The sequence below is a fragment of the Streptomyces sp. NPDC041970 genome, assembly GCF_055588985.1.
Genome location: NZ_JBVJCD010000052.1, coordinates 1 through 17,088, shown reverse-complemented (window position 1 = coordinate 17,088; position 17,088 = coordinate 1). Strand labels below are relative to the sequence as shown.

At 75.1% G+C, this 17,088-nt stretch carries 14 protein-coding genes; 6 read left to right on the top strand and 8 right to left on the bottom strand.

What is annotated here, in order from left to right; all coding sequences use genetic code 11:
* The first annotated feature begins 193 nt into the window (after positions 1-193).
* The 6 genes from ACZ6EJ_RS22115 to ACZ6EJ_RS22090 all read left to right on the top strand — a co-directional run bounded on the left by ACZ6EJ_RS22115 (position 194) and on the right by ACZ6EJ_RS22090 (position 6,530).
* Positions 194-2,083: an amidohydrolase gene (locus ACZ6EJ_RS22115; protein ID WP_469269379.1), complete on the top strand. Its 1,890-nt coding sequence runs from the start codon at positions 194-196 to the stop codon at positions 2,081-2,083.
* A gap of 126 nt (positions 2,084-2,209) precedes the next feature.
* Entirely contained in the window at positions 2,210-2,872 is a 663-nt protein-coding gene (locus tag ACZ6EJ_RS22110) for a hydrolase (protein ID WP_469269377.1), read from the top strand.
* Between the two features lie 54 nt (positions 2,873-2,926).
* A complete protein-coding gene (locus ACZ6EJ_RS22105; RefSeq protein ID WP_469269421.1) occupies positions 2,927-3,451 on the top strand; it encodes a DoxX family protein in 525 nt (174 codons plus the stop codon).
* 76 nt (positions 3,452-3,527) lie between these two features.
* Complete coding sequence (locus tag ACZ6EJ_RS22100) at positions 3,528-5,162, top strand: MFS transporter (protein ID WP_469269375.1); 1,635 nt, start codon at positions 3,528-3,530, stop codon at positions 5,160-5,162.
* A gap of 37 nt (positions 5,163-5,199) precedes the next feature.
* Complete coding sequence (locus ACZ6EJ_RS22095) at positions 5,200-6,192, top strand: pirin family protein (protein ID WP_469269374.1); 993 nt, start codon at positions 5,200-5,202, stop codon at positions 6,190-6,192.
* Positions 6,189-6,530, top strand: a complete 342-nt coding sequence (locus tag ACZ6EJ_RS22090) for a GNAT family N-acetyltransferase (RefSeq protein ID WP_469269372.1) — start codon at positions 6,189-6,191, stop codon at positions 6,528-6,530. Before ACZ6EJ_RS22095 ends, ACZ6EJ_RS22090 begins: the two co-directional genes overlap by 4 nt.
* 31 nt (positions 6,531-6,561) lie before the next feature.
* On the opposite strand, the gene ACZ6EJ_RS22085 is transcribed toward ACZ6EJ_RS22090, so the two are convergent.
* From ACZ6EJ_RS22085 to ACZ6EJ_RS22050, 8 genes are all read right to left on the bottom strand, one after another.
* Positions 6,562-7,314, bottom strand: a complete 753-nt coding sequence (locus ACZ6EJ_RS22085) for a carbohydrate ABC transporter permease (protein WP_469269419.1) — start codon at positions 7,312-7,314, stop codon at positions 6,562-6,564.
* Between the two features lie 56 nt (positions 7,315-7,370).
* Positions 7,371-8,339, bottom strand: coding sequence for a carbohydrate ABC transporter permease (locus ACZ6EJ_RS22080; RefSeq protein WP_469269371.1), 969 nt, complete (start codon positions 8,337-8,339; stop codon positions 7,371-7,373).
* Complete coding sequence (locus ACZ6EJ_RS22075; protein ID WP_469269369.1) at positions 8,311-9,561, bottom strand: sugar ABC transporter substrate-binding protein; 1,251 nt, start codon at positions 9,559-9,561, stop codon at positions 8,311-8,313. The genes ACZ6EJ_RS22080 and ACZ6EJ_RS22075 overlap by 29 nt, the downstream gene beginning before the upstream one ends.
* Positions 9,562-9,751: 190 nt before the next feature.
* The gene (locus ACZ6EJ_RS22070; protein WP_469269368.1) at positions 9,752-10,528 is read right to left on the bottom strand and encodes an alpha/beta hydrolase; all 777 of its coding nucleotides are present in this window, start codon (positions 10,526-10,528) and stop codon (positions 9,752-9,754) included.
* A gap of 83 nt (positions 10,529-10,611) precedes the next feature.
* Positions 10,612-13,353 (bottom strand): ATP-binding protein, encoded by a 2,742-nt coding sequence (locus ACZ6EJ_RS22065; RefSeq protein WP_469269366.1) that lies wholly within the window; start codon positions 13,351-13,353, stop codon positions 10,612-10,614.
* Between the two features lie 203 nt (positions 13,354-13,556).
* Positions 13,557-14,606, bottom strand: a complete 1,050-nt coding sequence (locus tag ACZ6EJ_RS22060; RefSeq protein WP_469269364.1) for an AraC-like ligand-binding domain-containing protein — start codon at positions 14,604-14,606, stop codon at positions 13,557-13,559.
* Positions 14,607-15,173: 567 nt separating this feature from the next.
* Positions 15,174-15,788, bottom strand: a complete 615-nt coding sequence (locus tag ACZ6EJ_RS22055; RefSeq protein ID WP_469269362.1) for an FMN reductase — start codon at positions 15,786-15,788, stop codon at positions 15,174-15,176.
* Positions 15,785-16,870, bottom strand: coding sequence for an LLM class flavin-dependent oxidoreductase (locus ACZ6EJ_RS22050; RefSeq protein ID WP_469269361.1), 1,086 nt, complete (start codon positions 16,868-16,870; stop codon positions 15,785-15,787). Before ACZ6EJ_RS22050 ends, ACZ6EJ_RS22055 begins: the two co-directional genes overlap by 4 nt.
* Positions 16,871-17,088: the final 218 nt, after the last annotated feature.

The window sequence follows — 17,088 nt, the reverse complement described above, 5'->3', positions numbered from 1 at the left end:
ATCGTGAGGACGAAGCAGCCGCGACCCCTGCGACAGGGGCCTGCCTCCCCGCTCTCGGGGCACGGCGGAGTCGGCGGCATCCACCCGGTTCGATCCGAACGAGCGGGCGTCCGGGCGCGACGTGGTCGCCGGGGGCCTGCCGCCGCCGGCCGTGTCGTGGACCGAGGTCGTTCTCCCGGAGGGGTTCCCAGAGATGTCAGCAATGCCCGTCGGCGGGCTGGCGCCGCACGCCATCGACGACGCCGCGGACCTCGTCGTCCGCAACGCGAAGATCCACACCGGGGACGCGGGGCGCCCGCACGCCCAGGCGCTCGCCGTCCGCGACGGCGTCATCACGGTCGTCGGCGACGACAAGGACGTGGCCCCCCGCATCGGCGCGCAGACCAAGGTGGTGGACGCGCTCGGGCGGCGGGTGGTCCCCGGCCTCAACGACGCCCACCTGCACGTCATCCGCGGGGGCCTCAACTACGTGCTCGAACTGCGCTGGGACGGCGTGCGCAGCCTGCGCCAGGGCCTGGCGATGCTGCGCGAGCAGGCCGCCCGCACCCCGAAGGGCCAGTGGGTGCGGGTGGTGGGGGGATGGTCGGCCGAGCAGTTCGCCGAGGGCCGGCTGCCGACCGTCGCCGAACTGAACGCCGCCGCCCCCGACACCCCGGTGTTCGTCCTGCACCTGTACCAGTCGGCCGTGCTGAACCGGGCGGCGCTGAAGGCGGCCGGCTTCGGCAAGGACACCCCCGACCCCAAGGGCGGCCAGATCGTGCGGGGCCGCGACGGGGAGCCGACCGGCATGTTGCTGGCCGCTCCCAGCGCGCTCATCCTCTACTCGACGCTGGCCAAGGCGCCGGTGCTGGAGGGCGAGGACCGGAAGAACTCCACCCGCCACTTCCTGCGGGAGCTGAACCGGTTCGGACTCACCTCGGCCATCGACGCCGCCGGCGGCTTCCAGAGCTTCCCCGAGAACTACGCCGCGGTCGTCGAACTGGCCGACGCCGGGCAGTTGTCGCTGCGCATCGCCTACCACCTCTTCCCGCAGACGCCCGGCCAGGAGATCGACGACCTCACCCGGTGGGTCCAGACGGCCCGCCCCGGAGACGGCGACGCCTGGCTGCGGCTGAACGGTGCGGGGGAGAACCTCACCTGGGCGGCCGCCGACTTCGAGAACTTCACCCAGCCGCGCCCGGAACTCGCCCCGGACTACGAGGCCGAGTTCGAGCGGGCGGTGCGCCTGCTCATGGAGAACGGGTGGGGGTTCCGGCTGCACGCCACGTACGACGAGACCATCCGCCGCGACCTCGCGGTGTTCGAGAGGCTCGCCGCCGAGGGGCTCTTCCCGGCCGGGAACCGGTGGCTGTTCGACCACGCGGAGACCGTCTCGGCGGACAGCCTCGACCGCATCGCCGCGCTGGGCGGCGCGCTGTCCGTGCAGAACCGCCTCTCCTTCCAGGGCGAGGCGTTCCTGCGCCGCTACGGTCCGGGCCCCGCCGCTGACGCCCCGCCGATCCGGGCCATGCTGGACCGGGGGCTGACCGTGGGCGCCGGCACCGACGCCACCCGCGTCTCCACGTACAACCCCTGGGTCGCCCTGCACTGGCTCGTCAGCGGCCGCACCGTCGGCGACCTCGTCCTGCGCCCGCGCGCCAACCGCGTGGACCGGGAGACGGCGTTGGCGATGTTCACCCGCGCCGGCGCCGAGCTGACCGGTGAGGACGACGTCAAGGGCGTCCTGCGGCCGGGGTGCTACGCGGACCTCGCGGTCCTGTCCGAGGACTACTTCGCCGTGCCCGAGCCGGACATCGCCCGCATCGAGGCGCTGCTGACGGTGACCGGCGGCCGGATCGTCTACGCCGCCGCCGAGTACGAGGGGCTCGACGCGGAACTGCCCCCCGTCAGCCCGGCGTGGAGCCCGGTGGCGCACTTCGGCGGCTACCAGGCGTCCGGCCGGGCGGCCCTCTCCGGCCCCCGCCAGGCCGAGGTGCTCGGCCAGGCCGTCGCCGAGTCGGAGCAGCACCGCCAGTGGCGCGTCGCGCGCGGGCTGGCCCCCGAGGGCGCGAGCGCGCCTTTCGACCCCTGCTTCGACCTCTGAACTCCCGGAAGGGGCCCGGCCATGGAGCCGCCCCTTCCGGGCCCCCCACCCGTTCCGTCCGATCGGACGGTCCTCCTCCCGGCACGGACAGCGGTCCGCGCCGCCCTTCACCGAGAAAGGCCCACCGTGGTCAACATCTCCGAGGTCACCGCCGCCCCCAGCCCCGACCTGCTCACCCCGGACAACTGCGCGGTGCTGTTCGTGGACCACCAGCCGCAGATGTTCTTCGGCACCGGCAGCGGCGACCGCACCGCGATCATCAACTCCACCGTGGGCCTGGCGAAGTCCGCCAGGGCGTTCGACGTGCCGGTCGTGCTGAGCACCGTGGCCGCCGAGTCGTTCTCCGGCCCGATCATGCCGCAGTTGGCGGCGGTCTTCCCCGACCAGGAGATCATCGACCGCACCACGATGAACGCCTGGGAGGACACCGCCTTCGTCGAGGCCGTCAAGGCCACCGGGCGGGGCAAGCTGGTCATCGCCGGCCTGTGGACCGAGGTCTGCGTCGTCCTGCCCGCGCTCTCCGCCATCGCCCAGGGCTACGAGGTCTACGTGGTCACCGACGCGTCCGGCGGCGTGAGCCCGCAGGCCCACGAGCACGCGGTCCAGCGCATGGTGCAGGGCGGCGCGATCCCGGTCACCTGGGTGCAGGTGCTCCTGGAGCTCCAGCGCGACTGGGCCCGCACCGGGACGTACGCCGCGGTGGGCGACGTGGTCCAGGAGCACGGCGGCGCCTACGGCCTCGGGATGGTCTACGCGCACGCCGTCATCGGCGCGCACGCCGCCGGCTGACCGCGCCGGTCCGCCCAGCAGTGACGAAGTGAGTCGGGAACAGGCAGGGACATGATGGACGCGGGACTGTTGGTCCTCCGGACGGTGGTGGGGTTGCTCATCGCCGGGCACGGGGTGCAGAAGGTGAGCTTCCGGCTCGGGGGCGGCGGATTGGCGGGCGGGGCCGAGGAGTTCCGCCGCGACGGCTTCCGCGGCGGAAGGCTCACCGCCCTCGCCGCGGGGGCCGGCCAGATCGGGTCCGGCCTGTTCCTGGCGGTCGGCCTGCTCACGCCCCTGGCGGCGATGGCCGCCATGGGCGTGATGGCGGTCGCCGTCACCGTCAAACGGCCCCACGGTCTGTGGGTCCAGGACGACGGCTACGAGTACCCCCTCGTCCTCGTCGTCGTCGCCGCCGCGCTGGCCCTCACCGGGGCCGGGCGGTGGTCCGCGGACCACGCGCTCGGGATCTCCTGGCCGGTGTGGGTCGCCGTCGGCGCACTCGTGATCGGGCCCGCCGGCGCCGTGCTCACCCGCGCCGTGCTGCACCGGCCGCCCACCCCGGAGCCGGGGGCGCGGTCCGCGTCCTCCTCGCCGGCCTGACCGGCGGAGCGGCCCGCCCGAGCCGCCCGGCGCCCGCCGGAACCCACCCGTCCGCACCCACCCCGCAGGGAGCGCCATGACCCCGCCCGCCCCGCCGGACTCGGCATGGGCGCCGCTCGCCTCACGCGTCTTCCGGGCGCTGTGGATCGCCCAGTTGGTCTCCAGCATCGGCAGTTGGATGCAGATGGTGGGCGCGCAGTGGCTGCTCATCGGCCACGACGCGGCCCTGGTGACGCTCGTCCAGACGGCCTCCAGCCTGCCCGTCGTGCTCCTGGCCCTGCCCTCGGGCGTGGTGGCCGACCGCTACGACCGCCGCAGGGTGCTGCTGGTCGCGCAGGTGGCCATGTTCGCGGTCTCCGGGGCGCTGACCGTGCTGGCGTTCGCCGACGCGCTCACCCCGGCGCTGCTGCTGGGGCTCACCTTCCTGCTGGGCTGCGGGGCCGCGCTGATGGGCCCGGCCTGGCAGGCGATCCAGCCGGACCTGGTGGAGCGCCGCCAGCTCGGACAGGCCGCCGCGCTCGGCGGCGTGAACATGAACCTGGCCCGCGCGCTGGGGCCCGCAGCCGGGGGCGTGGTCGTGGCGGCGGCGGGCGCGGGGTGGGTCTTCGCCTTCAACGCCGCCTCCTATCTCGGCATCGCCGCCGTCCTGCTGCTCTGGAAGCCGCCCCGGACGGCCGCCCCCGCCCCCCGCGGCGAGCGGCTGCTGACCGCCCTCGACGCGGGCCGCCGCTACGTGCGGTACGCACCGGACGTCCGCCGGGTCCTGCTGCGCATGGTCCTGTTCATCCCCGGCGCCGCCGCCCTGTGGGCCCTGCTGCCGCTCGTCGCGAGCCGTTCCCTGGGGCTGGGCTCGGGCGGTTACGGGCTGCTCCTGGGGGCGGTCGGCGTCGGAGCGGTCGCGGGCGCGTTCGTGCTGCCCCTCGGCAACCGGGTGCTCGGCGCCAACGGCACGCTGGCCGCCGGTGCGGTGATCTCCGCGGGCGTCCTGGTGGTGCTGGCGACCGTACGCGCCACCTGGCTGGTGACGGTGGCGCTGCTGTTCGCCGGCCTGGCGTGGATCGCGGTCCTCTCCACCCTCAACGCGGCCATGCAGCAACGGCTTCCGGGCTGGGTCAGGGCCCGCGGCCTCGCCGTCTACCTCCTCGTCTTCCAGGGCGGCCAGGCGCTGGTGGCGCCCGTGTGGGGCGCCCTCGCCGAGCGGCTGGGGCTCGCCGTCCCCCTCCTGGCCGGCGCCGCGCTGCTGCTGCTCAGCGCCGTCAGCCTGCGCCGCTGGCCGCTGCGCGGGGCGGAGGGCGTCGACCCCTCCCCGTCCGGGCACTGGCCTGAACCGCCCCTGGTCTTCGAGCCCGGACCGGCCGCCGGCCCGGTGCTGGTCTCCGTCTCCTACCGGGTCGCGCCGGGGAACGCGGCCGCCTTCCGCGAGCGCATGGACCACGTCGCCCGCTCCCGGCGGCGCACCGGGGCCCTGACCTGGGGCCTGTACCAGGACGGGCAGGACGCCGGGCACTTCGTCGAGAACTACCTCGTGGCCTCCTGGTCCGGACACCTCGCCCAGCACGGCGACCGGCTCACCCTCGCCGACCGCCGCCACGAGGAGCGGGCCCGCGCCCTCCTGACCCCCGGCGCCCGGCCCGAGGTCACCCATGCCTTCGACACGTCCTCGGGGCCGGTGGTCCCGGAGGGCGGCGGAACGGCCCACGCATCGCGCTGAGGGCTGTCCACCCACCACGGAAAGGAGGCGACGCCCCGTGCGCGACGCCGAGACGGAACCGACCCCGCCGCACCGGGGGAGCGCCCCGCACGTCCAGGTGCTCGCCCCGAGGGACGTCCCCCTGGGCGGCCCGCGGGCGATGACGGTACGGCGCACCCTGCCGCAGCGGGGCCGCACCCTGATCGGGGCCTGGTGCTTCGCCGACCACTACGGCCCCGACGACGTCGCCGCCACGGGCGGCATGGACGTCGCCCCGCATCCGCACACCGGGCTCCAGACGGTGAGCTGGCTGTTCAGCGGGGAGATCGAGCACCGCGACAGCCTCGGGAGCCACGCGCTGGTGCGGCCGGGCGAGCTGAACCTCATGACGGGCGGGCACGGCATCAGCCACTCGGAGGTCTCGACCGCGCGCACCGAGGTCCTGCACGGCGTCCAACTGTGGGCGGCGCTGCCCGCGGAGCACCGGGACACCGCACGCGCCTTCCAGCACTACGCGCCCGCCCCCGTCCGGGTCGCCGGCGCGGAGGTCAGGGTGTTCCTGGGTTCCTTCGCCGGGGCGGCCTCCCCCGTGCCGGCCTTCACGCCCCTGCTCGGGGCCGAGATCGTCCTGGCGCCCCGCGCGTCCGCCACGTTCGCCGTCGACCCCGGCTTCGAGCACGGCCTCCTCGTCGACCGGGGACCCGTCCGGATGGCCGGGACGCGGCTGCGCCCGGCGGAGTTGGGGTACCGCGCCGCCGGAGCCGCCGCGTTGACGCTGGTGAACGAGTCCGACGGCCCGGCCCGGACCGTCCTGCTCGGCGGGGCGCCGTTCGAGGAGAGGATCGTCATGTGGTGGAACTTCATCGGCCGGAGCCACGAGGAGATCGTCCGGGCCAGGGAGGACTGGCAGAACGCCTCCGACCGCTTCGGCACGGTCGAGGGGTACGCCGGGGACCGCCTCCCCGCACCGGACCTGCCGAACGCCGTGATCGCACCGCGCGGCAACCCGCCGCACCCGACCAGCACGCACCGAGAGGACCGCATCCGATGACCCAGCCCTCCGCCGTTCCCACCGTCGAACGGGTGGACGCCCGCCACCGGTACGAGATCGCCGTCGACGGACGGCGCGCCGGCCTGACCGCCTACCGCGACCGGGGCGAGCAGCGCGTCTTCCACCACACGGAGGTCGACGACGCCTTCGCCGGACGGGGACTGGCCGCGCGGCTGGTCCACGCGGCGCTCACCGACGTACGCGGGTCGGGCCGGCGCGTCGTGCCGGTCTGCCCCTACGTGGCGACGTACGTGAGCCGGCACCCGGAGTTCGAGGACATCACCGACCCGGTGACCCCGGAGGTCCTGCGGTGGCTGGAGGGAGAGCTGCGGCGGTGAGGCCGCGCGGGGCGGCGGCCGGGGCCGCCGCTCACTTGACGGCTCCGCCGGTGACGCCGGCGGAGACGTACCGCTGGGCGGCGACGAGCAGGACGCCCGCCGGGACGGAGGCCAGCACGGCGGTGGCCATGACGGCGTTCCACTGGGTCGTGTGCGCCCCGACGTACGCGTAGAGGCCGAGGGTGATCGGCCGGACGGTCTCCGTGGTGGTCAGGGTGAGGCCGAAGAGGAAGTCGCCCCAGGCGAGCAGGAAGGTGAGGACGGCGGTGGTGATCAGCGCGTTCCGGCTCAGCGGGAGCACCACGGAGCACAGGACGCGCAGCCTTCCCGCGCCGTCCACGCGGGCGGCGTCGGTGATCTCGCGGGGGATGCCCCGCATGAAGGCGCGCAGAACGATGATCGCGAAGGGGACTCCGGCGGTCGAGTCGGCGAGGATCAGCCCCAGGTGGGAGTTGAGCAGGCCCAGGTCGTTGTAGGCGCCGTAGAGCGCGTTGGCCACGACGATGCCCGGCGCCGTCTGGGTGACCAGGACGCCGAAGAGCACGAGGTCGGCCCCGCGGAGGCGCAGCCGGGCCAGCGCGTAGGCCGCCGGGGCGGCGAGCGCCAGGCTGAGCACCGTGCAGCCGGCGGACACGACGAGGCTGGTGACGAGGTTGGGTCCCTGGTCGCGCAGGGCCGTGGCGTACCCGCCGAAGTCCGGTCGGGAGGGGAACCAGTCCCCGTGCGGGGCGCTGCCCGGCGGCTGGAGGGAGACGTTCACCATCCAGTAGACGGGGAACAGCATCAGCGCGAGCAGGGCGATCCCGACGAGCGTGGACAGGCGGCCGCGCCGGGTGCGCCTCACCGGAAGTCCTCCCGTGCCGTCCGGGCGCGGCGGTTGGCGCGCAGGTACACGAGGGCCAGGACGAACGAGACGACGACGAGCAGGTTGCCCATCGCGGCCCCGTGCCCGAACGCGAACTCCCGGAAGGACAGCGCGTAGGACCGGGTGGCGAGGGTCTCCGTGGCGCCGGCCGGCCCGCCGCCCGTCACCACGAGGATGACGTCGAGCGCCTTGACCGTGTAGACCGCGCCCAGCACCAGGACGACGCCGACGGCGGGGCGCAGCAGGGGCCAGGTGACGTGGCGGAACGTCCGCACCGCGCCGGCGCCGTCCAGTTCCGCCGCCTCGTACAGGTGCGGCGGGATCTCCTGGAGGCCGGCGTGCAGGATCGCGGTGTTGAGGGGGACGCCGACCCAGATGTTGACCAGGACCACCGCCACGAGCGCCTGCGAGGTGCCGGTGAGCCAGGGGGTGTCGGACGGCAGCAGGGGCAGGTGGCCGAGGACGGTGTTGACGACCCCGGAGTCGGTGTCGAGCATCCACCTCCACGTCGTCCCGGAGGCGACCAGGGGCAGCAGCCACGGCAGCAGCAGGAGCGACCGCAGGACGCCGTCGAGGGGGAAGTGCCGCCGGAAGAACAGGGCGAACGCCAGGCCGAGCGTGAACTGCCCCACCAGCGAACCGGCGGTGAACAGCGCCGTGGTCAGCAGGACCTCGGGGAACCGGGCCGACGACAGGACGGCGGTGTAGTTCTCCAGCCCCGCGAACGGCGCGGAGCCGGTGGAGAACGTCTCGATGGTGTACCGCTGGAAGCTCATCACGGTGTTCCGGGCGAGCGGGTAGCCGAAGAACAGCAGCAGGTACGCGGCGGCGGGCGCGACGAACAGCCACGGGGCCGGCGCCTCCCGCGCCCGCCCCCCGCCGGGGACGCCGGCCTTCCGGCCCCCGCCCGACGGGTCAGGAACCGGTCGCGGACCGCTGCGCATCCCTGAGCGCCTCCTCCGGCGTCTGCTCACCGGTCAGCGCGGACTGGATGGCGGTGTACATCCCGGTCGCCGCCTTCGGCCAGTCGACGCCCAGCTCGCGCGTGCGCGACCGGGCCTTCCCGACGCTGTCCACGAAGGCGGCCATCGACGGGACCCGTTCGGCGTACCGGGAGGCGACCGCGGTGCGGGAGGGCACGGTGAAGTACTGCTCGGCCAGGGACAGCATGGTGGCGGGGTCGTTCAGGCAGGCCAGCACGCGGGCGGCCTTCTCCTGACGGGCCGCCGAACCGGTGCGCGGGACCGTCCACACCTCGCCGCCGAGCGGTGTCACCGGCGTCTGGCCGGCGCGGGGGACGGGGACGGGCGCGACCGCCCAGTCGATGCCGGCCCGGTCCAGGGCGGGGATCCGCCACGGGCCGTTGATCATCATGGCCGTGCGGCCCGCGACGAACTGGTCGTGGACGTCGGCCTGCGTCCAGTTCAGCACCGACCTCGACATGGAGCCGTCGCGCACCAGGTCGACCCAGAGCTGGAGCGCCCGTGCGGCCTGCGGTGTGTCCAACCGCCTCTCGTCGCCGCCGTTGGACCACAGGAAGGGCAGGAACTGCCAGGCGCCCTCGAAGGTGGCGTTCGCGTCGACCGCCATGCCGTAGCGCCCCGGCCGGGTCAGCTCCGCCGCCGCGGCCCTCAGCTCGTCCCAGGTCCTCGGCACGGCGACGCCCGCCTCGGCGAGCGTCTTCTTGTTGTAGACGAGCGCGAGCGTGCTGACGGTGGGCGCGAGTCCGTAGACCTTCCCCTGGTGGGTGCCGGCCGACAGGATGCCCTCGGCGAAGCCGCCGGAGTCGACGCCGTACCGGTCCAGCGGGGTCAGCGCACCGGTCCGCGCGATCTGCTGGAGGTCCGGGTTGTCCAGCATCAGCAGGTCGGGAAGGGTCCGCGACGACACCCGCTGGAGGACCTTCGGGACGAGCGACGCCCCCGGAACGCTGGTGTGCTCCACCGCCACGCCGACGCGCTCGCCGCAGGCGGTGAGCCGCTCGCCCCACTGGTCGTGCTCGGTGGCGTCGGTGTAGTAGTCGAGCACGGTGATGCTGGTCGCCTCGCCCGCGGCGGTGCTGTCGGCGGTCGGGCCGCCGCCGCAGCCGGCGGCGGCCAGGACCAGGGCGACGGAGACGGAGAGGGCGGCGAACCGCCGCACCGGCGGTCTGACCGGTGTGATCATGATGGTGCCTGTTCACGAGTGACATCTGAGGGTGGAATGTCGGTCTCGGGAGGGGGGACGCAGGTGGGGGGTCCCGTGACGACTGGGTCAGCGTAGACGTACGGGACGGGGCCGCGTCACTCCGGCCGGTGACGCGGGGGCCCGCCGGGCGTCCTGCCCATGACCGCCGCCGGTCCGATGTCCGCCCAGGTCAGGGCAGTGGTCGGGGTCGTGTCCGCCGTGTCCCGCCGCCGCGCCCCGTCACCTGTTCGGCGGCTTCCCGGATCATCGCCGCCACGGCGCCGGGCCGTGAGACCACGGCCGCGTGCGAACCGTCCACCGGATGCTCGGTGGCCGCCATGCGCTGCGCCATGAAGCGCTGGGCGGTGGGGTTGAGCATCCGGTCGGCGGTGGCGATGGCGTACCAGGACGGCTTGGCGGCCCACGCGGGCGGGCCCGAGGCGGCCGTCAGCGCGCTCCGGACGATCGGGCGCTGCGCCGCGCACAGGGCGTCCGCGGCCGGAGGCGGCAGATCGGCGGCGTACACCTGGGCGAACCGGTCCGCGCGGATGTACAGCTCGCTGTCCCGAGAGCCGGCGAGCGGGCCGGTGAGGGGGACGGCGACGGTGGCGTCGGCCATCGGCGTCGGGGCGAAGCGGCGCGTGACGTCCCTGACGCACTCCCCGGCGTCGAGGCCGAACGCCGCCACGTAGCACAGCGCCACGACGTTGTCCGCGCCCGTGCCGGCGTGGGTGATGACCGCGCCGCCGTAGCCGTGGCCGACCAGCACGACCGGGGCGTCGACGCGGGACACCGCGTACCCGATGCGGGCGGCGTCCCGCGCCAGACCGCGCAGCGTGTTCGCCGGGGTGTGCACGGTCAGTCCGGCGGCGCGGAGGAGTCCGACGACCCCCGCCCAGCACGAGGGGTCGGCGAACGCGCCGTGCACCAGGACGACGGTCGGCGGTAAGGGGGTGGGTCCGTGCATGTCAGTGGCCTCCCTGCGGGTCTGCCCCCAGCCAAACGCACGCGGGCGGCGCGGACATCGCGTGGACGTACCAACATGCGCGCTCAGTCGTCGCGCAAGGCGGCGACCAGGTTGGCGAGTTGGACGCGGGAGTTGATCGACAGCTTGCGGAAGGCGGAGGTCAGGTGGGTGTTGACCGTGTGCGGGGAGACGACGAGCAGATCGGCGGCCGACCGGTTGGTGTGCCCCTCCGCGACGAGGCGGGCGATCCTCCTCTCCGACGCCGTCAGGGCCTCCCAGCCCTGGACGGGCCGCGGCCGGGCCGCCGGCCCGCGGCCGCCCGCCTTCCCGTCGGCGCGCCGCACGCGTGCCGCGGCCGCGTGGGCGCTCGCGGCGGTGTACGCGGCGCGGGCCTCGGCGAGGGGGGCCGCCGCTTCGGCCTTCCGGCCCGCCGCCAGCAGCGCCTGCCCGAGGTCGGCCGAGGCGGCGGCGCGGACCAGCGGGCGGGGGCTCGCGCCGAGCAGTGCCGCGGAACGCTCCAGCAGGGCGGGGTCGGCGGCGACGAGCCCGAGGGCCTGCGCCGCGACGCCTGCGGCGGTGGGCACGGCCGGGTTGCGTCCGGCGTGGGCCGCGGCCTGCGCGGCCAGGTCCTCGGCGAGCGGGCGGTCCGCGCCCCGCAGGGCCATGCGCACCGCGGAGTCGACCCAGGTGCGCAGCAGCCGCCACCGCATGAAGGGGCCTTCCCGTTGCACCTGGCGGATCTTCTCGACGGCGAGCGCCGTCCGCCCGTCCTCCTCGGCGAGGACCGCTTCCAGGAAGCGGACCGCGGCGGTGTTGCCGGGGTTCGGGGCGACGGCCAGCGCCTTTCGCGCCGCGGCCAGATGCTGGTCCGCCGCTTCCCGGTCACCGCGCAGGAGGGCGATGCGGGAGCGGATCACCCGGGCGTTGACCTGCTGGACGGGCGCCTGTACGTCGTCCTCCAGGCGTTCCATGGTCACGAAGTCGGCCTCGGCGTCGTCGAGCCGGCCCAGCTCCAGGTGCTGCTGCGCCTGCGCCCACAGCAGCATCGCCTCGCGGAGCGGTCCGGCGCCGTCCGCCGCCCGCACGAGCAACCGTTCGGCGGACGGGAAGTCGTCCATGTGCTGGTGGGCGACGACCTCCTCCGGCAGGAAGGCGGCATCGACCGCGCTGAGTGCGGAGAAACGTTTCAGCGCGGTGGCGTTCTCGCCCGCGTTGAGCGCGATCTCCCCGAGCCCGGACAGCGCCAGGACGTGGGCCTCCCGGTCCCCGACCGCGATGGCGTCGCGGAGCGCCCGCTCGCCGGCCTCGCGCGCCGCGACGAGGTCGCGCCCTCGGGAGAGGGCCAGCGCGCGCAGGGCGGCCAGCCTCGCTTCGACCTCCGGGGCGGCGCCCCCGATGGAGAGGGCGGTCTCGGTCCGGCGGCGCAGTTCGTCGGCGCGGTTCAGGTTCCACAGCGTCCCGCCGAGGGCGGCCTGCAACCGGCCGAACACCTCCAGGGGCGGCCGGGCGGCCAGCAGCCGGTCACCGGTCGACAGCGCGTCCCGGTTCCGGCCCGCCCGTGTCAGGCAGACGACCGCCCGCTCGCCCACCGCGAACGTCGACGGGCGTCCGGGCGGCGCCAGCTCCAGCGCGCGCGTCATCAGGTCGGCCGCGAGGCCCGGTGTGACGGGCAGTACGTCGTCGGCGGCCCGCCGCAGCAGCTCCACCGCCCCCTCGTCCCCAGGGAGGGCGCCCCGGAGGATGTGCGACACGGCGTCGATCGGCCGGCGGCCCCCGGCCACGAGGTGGTGGGCGGCCTCCCGGTGCAGGGCCTTCCGGGCCGACGGGGGGATGTCCGCGTAGACCGCCTGGCGCAGCAGGTCGTGCCGGAAGGCCAACTGGTCGCCGTCGTCGTCCAGGAGCCCGGCGCGCACCGCCTCGTCGAGCGCGTCGATCAACGCGGCGGCCGGGCGGCCGCAGAGCGCGGCGGCGGCGTCGAAGGTGAAGGCGCGTCCCAGCACCGCCCCCCGCTGGAGGAAGCGCAGGGTGTCGGTCCGCAGGGATCTGAGCCGGCCGCGCACGCCCACCATGACGCCCGGGGGCACGGCGTCGCCCGAGCCGTCGGCGGTCCGCAGCCCCGCCAGCATCTCCACCGCCAGGAACGGGTTCCCGCCGGCCCCTTCGAGCAGCTCCCGTACCCGGTCGTCTGCGTCCGCCCCCAGGGCGTCGCCGACCACTTGGCCGATGGCCTCGCCCGACAGCGGCCCCAACGCCACGGTGGAGGTCGTGAGCCCGTCCCGTGCGGCCGCGAGGACCTCCTCGCCCGGTCCGGGCGGGCACTGCCGTTCGGTCAGCATCCACAGCACCGGCGAGGTCCGCAGGCGGGTCGGCAACTGCTTCAGGGCGAACAGGCTCAGCGAGTCGGCCCACTGCACGTCGTCCAGGGCGATCAGCACCGGCACCTCGCCGGCCCTGGCCTCGATCGCCTCCGCCAGGCGCTCCACCAGTCGGATGCGCTGGTCGTGGTGGTGCGCGAGGTCGGCGAGGGCGTCCCCCGGCAGCAGGGGCCGCTCACCGTGGAGGACGCTGGCGGCCAACGACGAGAGGGGCACGATGTGGTGCAGCTCGTCGGCCCTGCCGAGGCCGACGGAGAACCCCGCCGCCCCGGCCCCGTCGACGGCCTCGGCGAGCAGCGTGGTCTTGCCGATGCCGGGTTCGCCCCGGATCAGGGCCAGCGCGCCCGTTCCCGTGCGGGCGACCGAGGCGGTCAGCGCCCGCAGGGCGTCCAGCTCGGCCTCCCGGCCGCGCAGACCGCTCCGGGACAGCGACCCGCCTGACCGTGCCACTCGCGCCACTTTCCCGTCCGCACTCACCTGCTGGAGCCGGGTCCCTTCCCCGTACGGGAGGGGCGCCCGCGCCCGGCGTCGGCCACCGGGGGCCGGGGGAGGCTCCGGCGGGCGGCGACGACGAGTCGGCTGTCCACTATAAAGCGGCGGCCGGGCATACAAGTCGACACGGACGCTGGGGCGGGCGGACCGGGCTCTCCGCCTCAGACCGACGCGGTCTCGGGCACCCTCGGCGCGTCGCTCGGCGCCGGGGGCGTACGCGGGGCTGCCGCCGCGGAGTCCCGCCACGCGGCGGGGGACATCCCGTACGCGTCCCGGAACACCCGGCTGAAGTGGGCGGCGCTCGCGAAACCCCACCGCCGGGCCACCGCGGCGATGGTCCGGCCCGCCGCCTCCCGGCGGGCGAGTTCGCGTCGGCACTCCTGGAGCCTGCGGCGCTGTATCCACCGGGCGACCGTGACGCCCTCGGCCTGGAAGACCTTGTGCAGGTAGCGCACGGAGATCTGGTGCGCGCGGGCTATGGCCTCCGGCGTCAGGTCCGGGTCGGCGAGGTTCCGGTCGATGAACACCTGGATGCGCGGCAGCAGCGTCCGAGCGGCGCTCGGCGCGTCGTCCGCCTCCTCGTGGAACCGCTCCGCGACCAGGACGGCGAGCAGGTCGGCGGCGTGGCGGGCCAGTACCTCGCCGATGGCCACCGGACACGACGACGCCGTCTCCACGAGCTGGGTGAGGACGGGCGACAGCAGCGCGCCCAGCGCCGTGTCGGGGTGGACGGGGGTCGCGGTCAACCGCCGCAGGTCGGACTCCGGCAGGCCCAGGAGCCCTCGGGGGAGGACGAGGGACTGCGTCCGGAACGGCTGGGGGAACTCCGTCCGCAGCGGGCGGGCCATGTCGCAGAAGACGATCTCCCCCGGACGCAGGAGGACTTCGCGGCCGTCCTGCTCGACGCGGGCGGCCCCCTCGACGAGGAGTGTGGCGACCAGGTGCTGGTCCTCGGCCCGTGCGACGAGCCGCGCGGTCCGCCGCATCACCACGGGGCCGCCCTCCACCGAGGCGACCCGCAGGCGGCCCAGCCGGGAGGTGTGCACGGTGCCCGAGCAGACCTCGTCGGGGACGTCGACCTCGACCGGGGCGAACGTACGGGACAGGGCCGCGCGCCAGTACGCGTGCCTCTGGTGGTCGGGCACCGACGCGGTGGTGTGGACGACGCCCGTGAGCGGTCTTTTGGGGGTGGGTATGGCGTTCGGCAACATGGTCTCCGCCCTTTCAGCCGGTGTGTCTCCAGCCACCGTGCCAACGGGCGTACGCCGGCGCATCGCGTGAATCCGCTAGATACGGGGGAGGACGGACGCGCCGAGGTCACGGGCGCTCCCCCGACGAGGCCGGACCGAGCACGGGGACCGGCGCGCGACCGGCCGCCGGGGGCCGCTGCGGACGGGCTGCCGGGAGCGTGCCCCCGAGCGACCGACCCGACCCGACCCGACTCGTCCAGGCCCGACCCGACCCGACCCGGACCGGCTGGTGACCGGCTGCCGGAGCCCGCCTGCGACCGACAGTCGGAAGCCTGCCCCCCCATCGACCCGACCTGACCGGACCGGACCCGACCCCGACTCGGACCGGCCGTCGTCCGGCCGTCGTCCGGCCGTCGTCCGGCTGTTGACCGGCCCCCGGAGCCGGTCGCCGACCGCTCCCGACCGACAGTCGGGAACCCGCCCCCCCCTCGCCCGACCCGACCGCCGCCGTCCGGCGAGACGCCGACCGGCCACCGGCCGCCGGGGGAGTCCCGGCGCGGACCCGGTGGCCCGCCGCGAGCCGCCGCGTCAGTCGAAGCGCAGGTCCGAGAGCTGGCGTTCGAGCGCGGTGACGTCGTCCTCGGGCGCCCCCTCGGCCGGGCGGGCGGCCATCGCGGCGGCCAGCTCGCCGCCCGCCCGCCGGATGCGCGCGGGCAGGCCCCCGGTGTACGCGTCGCCGCCCGAGCCCCAGTCCTCGGACGCCGCGTACACCGCGGTGGGGACCGCGGCGGCCCGCAGGTAGGCGAAGAGCGGGCGCAGGGCGTGCTCCAGGACGAGGGAGTGGCGGGCTGTGCCGCCGGTCGCGGCGAGGAGCGTCGGCTTGCCGGTGAGGGCGTCCGGGTCGATCAGGTCGAAGAAGGACTTGAACAGCCCGCTGTAGGAGGCGGTGAAGACGGGGGTCACGGCGATCAGGCCGTGGCAGCCCGTCACCGCGTCGATCGCGGCGGCCAGACGGGGGGCGGGGAACCCGGTCACCAGGTTGTTGGCGACGGCGACGGCCAGCTCGCGCAACTCGACGACCTCGATCTCCACCGCCTGGCCCCGAGCGGTGAGTTCCGCCTGGGCGGACTCGGCGAGGCGGTCGGCGAGCAGCCGGGTGGAGGACGGGGTGCTCAGCCCCGCGGACACGGCGACGAGCTTCACGCGGCGGACACCTCCCCGGCGGCGCGCAGGGAGCGGTGGGTGGGCGCGTCGGGCACGGTGGCGCCGCGGCCGATGGCGAACTCCTTGCGCAGCACGGGCACCACCTCCTCGCCGAGGAGGTCGAGCTGTTCCAGGACGGTCTTCAGGGGCAGGCCCGCGTGGTCCATCAGGAACAACTGCCGCTGGTAGTCGCCGACGGTCGCACGGAAGGACAGCGTCCGCTCGATGACCTCCTGGGGGGAGCCCACCGTCAGCGGAGTCTGCTCGGTGAACTCCTCCAGCGACGGCCCGTGCCCGTAGACGGGCGCGTTGTCGAAGTAGGGGCGGAACTCGCGGACGGCGTCCTGCGAGTTCTTCCGCATGAAGACCTGCCCGCCGAGGCCGACGACGGCCTCCTCGGGCCTGCCGTGGCCGTGGTGGGCGTACCGCCGGCGGTAGAGCTGGACCATCCGCCGCGTGTGCTCGGCGGGCCAGAAGATGTTGTTGTGGAAGAAGCCGTCGCCGTAGAAGGCCGCCTGCTCGGCGATCTCCGGGGAGCGGATCGAGCCGTGCCACACGAACGGCGGTACGCCGTCCAGCGGGCGGGGCGTGGCGGTGAACCCCTGGAGGGGCGTACGGAACTCCCCCTCCCAGTCCACGACGTCCTCGCGCCAGAGCCGGCGCAGCAGCGCGTAGTTCTCCTTGGCGAGGTCGAGGCCCCGGCGGATGTCCTGGCCGAACCACGGGTAGACCGGGCCCGTGTTGCCGCGGCCCATCATCAGGTCGACCCGGCCGTCGGCCAGGTGCTGGAGCATCGCGTAGTCCTCGGCGATCTTCACCGGGTCGTTGGTGGTGATCAGCGTCGTCGCGGTGGAGAGGATCAACTTCTCGGTGCGGGCGGCGATGTAGCCCAGCATCGTGGTCGGCGACGACGGCACGAACGGCGGGTTGTGGTGCTCGCCCGTGGCGAAGACGTCCAGGCCCACCTCCTCCGCCTTCAGCGCGATGGCGACCATCGCCTTGATGCGCTCCTGCTCCGACGGGGTACGGCCGTTGGCGGGGTCGGGGGTCACGTCCCCCACCGAGAAAATTCCGAACTGCATGGGTGCCTCTTCGTTACGGCTGCGGGTGGTGCCCGAAACACGGGTGGTGCCCGCAACGTAGGCATCGGCCGGAGGAGCGCCGTGCCTGTCCGCGCAGCGGGGTGTGCCCGTCAGCGCCCTCTCCCCGGCCCGGGGGGGGGGGGGGGGGGGGGGGGGGGGGGGGGGGGGGGGGGGGGGGGGGGGGGGGGGGGGGGGGGGGGGGGGGGGGGGGGGGGGGG